Annotated in this window: 4 protein-coding genes; all 4 read right to left on the bottom strand. The window is 64.8% G+C overall.

From position 1 onward, the window contains the following. Positions 1–122: 122 nt before the first annotated feature. Positions 123–266, bottom strand: a complete 144-nt coding sequence (locus VLF18_RS01560) for a DUF3096 domain-containing protein (protein WP_325277855.1) — start codon at positions 264–266, stop codon at positions 123–125. Between the two features lie 173 nt (positions 267–439). Beyond that, positions 440–1,882, bottom strand: a complete 1,443-nt coding sequence (locus tag VLF18_RS01565) for a catalase (RefSeq protein WP_325277856.1) — start codon at positions 1,880–1,882, stop codon at positions 440–442. A gap of 123 nt (positions 1,883–2,005) precedes the next feature. Beyond that, positions 2,006–2,554 (bottom strand): PepSY-associated TM helix domain-containing protein, encoded by a 549-nt coding sequence (locus tag VLF18_RS01570; protein ID WP_325277857.1) that lies wholly within the window; start codon positions 2,552–2,554, stop codon positions 2,006–2,008. Between the two features lie 385 nt (positions 2,555–2,939). Continuing rightward, entirely contained in the window at positions 2,940–4,982 is a 2,043-nt protein-coding gene (fusA, locus tag VLF18_RS01575; protein ID WP_325277858.1) for an elongation factor G, read from the bottom strand. Positions 4,983–5,077: the final 95 nt, after the last annotated feature.

Here is a 5,077-nt window from a genome sequence, read left to right on the forward strand (position 1 = left end):
AATACCGGCCGCGCGGACCGCGACGGTCGAAACGAAACGGCCGGGCGGGTCCCGCGCCGTTTGTCGTTTCATTCGGCCGGCAGCGCCACCGCCGGCCGAATGAAGATGCAGCGGTCAGGGCGTCAGAAGCTCGCGATTCGCGGGAACAGGCCGAGCACGCCGATCACGATCAGATAGATCGCGACCACATAGTTCAGCAGACGCGGCTTGATCAGGATCAGGATACCGGCGATCAGCGCAAGCAGTGCAGCAAGGTTCACGACCATGACGCCACTCCTTCGGTTGGGTTCGCCAACTGTACGCGGGAAGCGTGTGGTTGTGGGATGAAGGCGGGAAAATAAAGGAACCAGAGGTTGGTCGGCAGGAACCAGGAAAGGCCCGACGCGGCGAAATCTCCGCTTCACCTCCGGTTCCTGCCAACTGTCCACGGGTTTCCCGCTCAGCCTTCGAGCGCCGCCTCCAGCCGCGCGCCGTACTCCGCGTCCACCTTGCGGAAATGTTCCACCGCGCGCTGCCGGATCTCGGCGTCGACGCCATCCATGTGCCGCGCGAGATTGCCGATCAGCGCTTCGCGCTGGGCTTCGGTCATCAGGCGATACAGCGCGCCGGGCTGGCTGTAGTAGTCCTGGTCGTCGGCGCGATGGTCGTGGCGCGCGATGCTGCCGCCGAAGGCTTCGTGCAGCGCGGGTTCCGCGAAAGCGGCGTTGTCGCTCGGGCCGCCGCGTCCGTTGGGCTGGTAGTTCGGCTCGACGCCGCCGTTGCCGTCGACGCGCATCGCGCCGTCGCGGTGCGGGCTGTGGAACGGGCAGCGCGGCTTGTTGACCGGCAGCAGGCCGTGATTGACGCCGAGGCGATAGCGCTGCGTGTCGCCGTAGGAAAACAGGCGGCCCTGCAGCATGCGGTCGGGCGAAAAGCCGATGCCCGGCACGACGTTCGCGGGATTGAACGCGGATTGCTCGACCTCGGCGAAATAGTTGTCGGGGTTGCGATCGAGTTCGAGCACGCCGACATCGATCAGCGGGTAGTCGGCATGCGGCCAGACCTTGGTCAGGTCGAACGGATTGATCCGGTACGTCGCCGCGTCGGCTTCCGGCATGATCTGCACGCGCACGTTCCAGCTCGGGAATTCGCCGCGCGCGATCGCGTTGAACAGGTCGCGCTGCGCGCTCTCGCGATCGCCGCCGACGACGTCGGCCGCTTCCGCATCGGTGTAGTTCGCGATGCCCTGGCGCGACTTGAAGTGGAATTTGACCCAGAAGCGCTCGCCGGCCGCATTGAGAAAACTGTAGGTGTGCGAACCGAAGCCGTGCATCTGGCGATAGTTCTTCGGCAGGCCGCGGTCGCTCATGAGGATCGTGACCTGATGCAGCGCCTCGGGATGGCGCGTCCAGAAATCCCAGGCTGCGTTCGCGTTGCGCAGGTTCGTGATCGGGTCGCGCTTCTGCGTGTGAATGAAATCCGGAAATTTCAACGGATCGCGCACGAAGAAGACGGGCGTGTTGTTGCCGACGAGATCCCAATTGCCCTGCTCGGTATAGAACTTCAGCGCGAAGCCGCGTACGTCACGTTCGGCGTCGGCGGCGCCGCGCTCGCCGGCGACGGTGGAGAAGCGCAGGAATACCGGCGTTTCCTTGCCGATCGCGGAGAACAGGTCGGCCTTGCTGTAGCGCGAGATGTCGTGCGTCACGCGGAAGGTTCCGTAGGCCGCGGAACCCTTGGCATGCACGACGCGCTCGGGAATGCGTTCGCGGTCGAAGTGCGCGAGCTTCTCGATGAGCCAGAAGTCCTGCAGCGTCACCGGGCCGCGCGGGCCGGCGGTTTCGCTGTTCTGGTTGTCGGCGATCGGCCGGCCGGCGGCCGTGGTGAGTGTCTTCGTGCTCATGGCGTCTGCTCGTGGCGGTGGAGTGACCGCACAGTAAGCAGCGCCGGGGCATAGATGAAATCGATTGTCTGGATGGAATTGATAGTCGACAGCTATGCTTTATCCGTGCGCCATAGTCTGGATCTATGACGCAGCAGTCATCGTCTGTGCCGCTGCTTCGCGCGCGAGCCGGCGGCGGCGCGCTTTCGCGACATAGGGTTCGATGAACAGCCAGATGCCGCTGAGCGTGGCGAGCAGCAGCCCGAGCGCGCTCGTCGCGAACCAGCCGAACTTCACCGCGTCGCCGAAATACGAGCCGTCGTGCAGCGCTTCGATCGTATCCGAGCGTCGCACGGCGACCTGCAGCAGTGCGCCGGTGTGCGCATCGAACTGCGCTTCGCGGCCGTTGGCTGCGATGAGCTTGATCAGTCCCTTCGACGGCCGCAGCTCGACGCGCTCGACGTCGTTCCAGCTCTCGATGCCCAGCGACGCATCGGACTTCGCCGCGCGCAGCAGATGCGGCCATTCGGCGAGCGGCAGCCGCAGTTCACGGCGCTGCTCGACCGGCTGCACCCAGTGCAGCGACTTCTTGAACTGCAGCAGCAGTCCCGTCGCGGCGATCAGCGCCATCGGCAGCGCGAGCCAGAGCGACAGCCAGTAGTGAATCTTGCGGTTGAGATAGCCGGCGCGCACGGAGCTGCTCGGGATTGCGGAGAACAGGGGCCGACTATGCCGGGCTACCGGCCGTCTTCAATCAGTCATCGGACCGATATTCGCATCGGTCCAGTGGCGTGCTTCGCGGCCGCGCACATGCCCGACTCAGCATGTTGCAAGCCTGGTTAGTGCGCCGCGATTTTCGTCGATCGTGTCGCGCAGCGCATCTTCGAAGATCTGCCGGAGACGATTGCGGCCGAGAAGCACGCCACCGGCAACTACGTCGCCGGAGGTGCCGGACTTTGCCGGTCGAATGCGACCGTCATTTGGGCGAACAGGCAGACGTCGCAGTCGAATTCTTTTCATAGCGAGCTTCCATGCAGTCGGAACGGCGGCTAGAGAACCGCCGTCCCGACACGGCATCTCAATCCTCTTCCGGCCTCGGCTTGTACGATTCCATCAGGTGCTTCTGCACCTGCGGCGGCACGGCCTCGTAGTGACTGAACTCGATCGCATAGCGGCCGCGGCCGCCGGTCATGGATTTGAGTTCGGTCTGGTAGTCGGTGACTTCGGCCAGCGGTACCTGCGCGCGGATGATGATCTCGCCGCTGTGGCCGGAATCGGTGCCGTTGATGCGCGCGCGTTTGCTCGCGAGTCCTCCGGTGACGTCGCCCATGTGGTTGTCGGGCACGAAGACTTCGAGATTGACGACGGGTTCGAGCAGCGTGGGCCGCGCCTTCGCGATCGCGTCGAGGAACGCCTTCTTGCCGGCGGCGATGAACGCGACTTCCTTTGAGTCGACCGGATGGTATTTGCCGTCATAGACGGTCACGCGCACGTCCTGCATCTGGTAGCCCGCGACGGCGCCGTGATCGAGCACCTGGCGCACGCCTTTTTCGACGGCCGGCAGGAACTGGCCCGGGATCGTGCCGCCCTTGACCGCGTCGACGAACTCGAAGCCGGCACCGCGTTCCAGCGGTTCGATGCGCAGGAACACTTCGCCGAACTGGCCCGCGCCGCCGGTCTGCTTCTTGTGCCGATGATGGCCTTCGGCTGCGCCGGCGACGGTTTCGCGGTACGCGATGCGCGGCGGCCGCGATTTCACTTCGACGCCGTAGCGCTCCTTCATGCGTTCGAGCATGAGCTTCAGGTGCAGGTCGGACAGCCCCCGCACGACCATCTCGTTGAGTTCCTTGTTGTGTTCGACGCGGAAGCACGGGTCTTCCTCGCCGAGCTTCGCGAGCGCGCTCGCGAGCTTCTGCTCCTGGCCCTTGTGCGCGGGTTCGACCGCGAGGCCGAACATCGGAATCGGGAAATCGAGCGGCTTGAGATGGATCTGGTCTTCGTCGTGCGAATCGTGCAGCACGGCGTCGAAATGGATCTCGTCGATCTTCGCGACCGCGGCGATGTCGCCGGGAATCGCGTGCTCGATCTCGACGTGGTCCTTGCCCTTGAGCTTGAACAGATGACCGACCTTGAACGGCTTCTTGCCGTCGTCGATGAAGAGCTGCGTGTCGCGTTTCACCGTGCCCTGATAGACGCGGAAGATGCCGAGCTTGCCGACGAACGGGTCGTTGACGATTTTCCAGACGTCGGCGATGACGTGGGCCGAGGGATCGGGCATCGCTTCGATCGGCGTCGCGTCGGCACCGGTGCCTTTGACGAACGGCGGCGGGTTGCCTTCCTTCGGATTCGGCGCGAGGCGCTCGATGAGTTCGAGCAGTTCCTTGACGCCGGCGCCGGTGCGCGCCGACACGAAGCAGATCGGCACGAGATGGCCTTCGCGCAGGCACTGCTCGAACGCGTCGTGCAGCTCTTCGCCGGAAAGACCCTGCTCGCCTTCATCAAGGTAGTGGCCCATGACGGTTTCGTTGATCTCGACGACCTGGTCGATGATGCGCTGGTGCGCCGCGGCGACGCTGTCGAAATCGGCGATGCCGTCGGGTTTGAAGAAGCAGTCGACCACGGCCTTGCCGCCCTGCGCGGGCAGGTTGATCGGCAGGCACTCGGGGCCGAAGGTTTCGCGCAGGCTCTCCACGAGCGCGCGGCAGTTGCCGCCGTCGATCTTGTTGACGACGAGCAGGCGGCACAGGTTGCGCTGCTTGGCGTAGTCCATCAGCCGGTGCGTCGAGAACTCGATGCCGTTGTGCGCATTCACGACGATGGCGCAGGTCTCGACGGCGGCGAGCGCCGACAGCGTCGGACCGCGGAATTCGGGATGTCCGGGCGTATCGATGAGATTGATATGGCAGTCGCCGTGATCGATCGAGGCGATCGTGTCGGCGATCGAATGCTGGCGTTCTTTTTCCATCGGGTCGAAGTCGGACACCGTGGTGCCGCGCTCGACACTGCCTTGCGTCTGGATCGCGCCGCCCGCCTGCAGCAGCGCTTCGAACAACGTTGTCTTGCCCGCGCTCGCGTGACCCACGAGCGCGATGTTTCGGATGCCATCGGTGGTGTAGGACATGACGTAACCCTCCCGGCGAACCATGGATGCAGGGCCGTCATGGTCGTCCGCGGAATGCGCGTGACCCCGGCGGGTGAAGCGCGGGGCGGGCGGTC

Source organism: Tahibacter sp. (assembly GCF_035481375.1).
GTDB lineage: Bacteria > Pseudomonadota > Gammaproteobacteria > Xanthomonadales > Rhodanobacteraceae > Tahibacter.

Bases quoted from the DNA above. Each gene is read 5' to 3' on its own strand.
- fusA (WP_325277858.1), bottom strand. From the start codon at position 4,982: ATGTCCTACACCACCGATGGCATCCGAAACATCGCGCTCGTGGGTCAC.
- VLF18_RS01565 (WP_325277856.1), bottom strand. From the start codon at position 1,882: ATGAGCACGAAGACACTCACCACGGCCGCCGGCCGGCCGATCGCCGAC.
- VLF18_RS01560 (WP_325277855.1), bottom strand. From the start codon at position 266: ATGGTCGTGAACCTTGCTGCACTGCTTGCGCTGATCGCCGGTATCCTG.